Genomic DNA, 1036 nt, shown 5'->3' on the forward strand with positions numbered 1-1036 from the left:
AAGTTCCAACCAGAGAAATACGTTGTTTCTAAAGCGAAATTCGATATCACTGGTACTAAACTCGTTGATGATGATTCTGAATTGACAGATAAATATGGTGAAACAAATACAAACCCATATGTCGATAATACAAACAACAACGAAGAAGAAAACTTAAATACTAAGTCAGTTGAACGTGGATCTAAACTTTACTACCAAGTATGGTTGGATACAACTAAATTTGATGCAGCTAACAAAGACAACATTCAAACAGTAGGAATCACAGATAACTACGACAAGGATAAATTGACTGTTAATGCTTCAGAAATCAAGGTTTATGATTCTGTAACTGGTGCAGATGTTACTAACAAGTTCGATATCGCTGATAACAATGGTGTTCTTACAGCTAACCTTAAAGCTGACTTCACTAAGTCACTTGGCGACGCTGAAAATACACAAATCATTGATACGACTAAGTTTGAATTTGGACGCTACTATAAATTTGATATTCCAGCAACAGTGAAAGACGATGTTGTAGCTGGTGCAGATATCGAAAACAAAGCAGCCCAAGTTGTTAACTACTACAACCCAGTAAGCAAGACTGTTGAAAAACCAAACAAACCAACTGAAAAACGTGTAAACAGTGTTCCAATCTCAGTAGAATTTAACTTCACTAAGAAATTGGAAGGTCGTGACCTTAAAGCTGGCGAATTCACATTCGAGTTGAAAGATAGCGACAATGTTGTGATTGCAACTGCAACCAACGATGCAGCTGGTAAGATTAAATTCTCTCCAGTAGAGTACACAAATAAAGCTGGTGAAACTGTTACAGCCCTTAAATACAAGAAGGGTCAAGAAGGTACTTACAAGTACACTGTAACAGAGGTTAAGGGTACAGATGCAACTGTCACTTACGATGAAATGGCTGCTGTTGTAACCGTTACTGTATCTCATGATGGTACAGCGAAAGCCTTGATCACAAACGTGACAGACCCTGCTGACAAAGAATTTAACAACCGTGTGACTCCACCAGAAGAACCTAAGTTCCAACCAGAGA

1 protein-coding gene is annotated in these 1036 nt (G+C 38.0%); it reads left to right on the forward strand.

The features are described 5' to 3' along the window. On the forward strand, positions 1-1036 hold a 1036-nt coding region (locus HMPREF2607_RS09165), incomplete at both ends, for an SspB-related isopeptide-forming adhesin (protein WP_315940791.1).

It is taken from the genome of Streptococcus sp. HMSC078H03, from assembly GCF_001808655.1.
In the GTDB taxonomy this organism is placed as follows: domain Bacteria; phylum Bacillota; class Bacilli; order Lactobacillales; family Streptococcaceae; genus Streptococcus; species Streptococcus salivarius_G.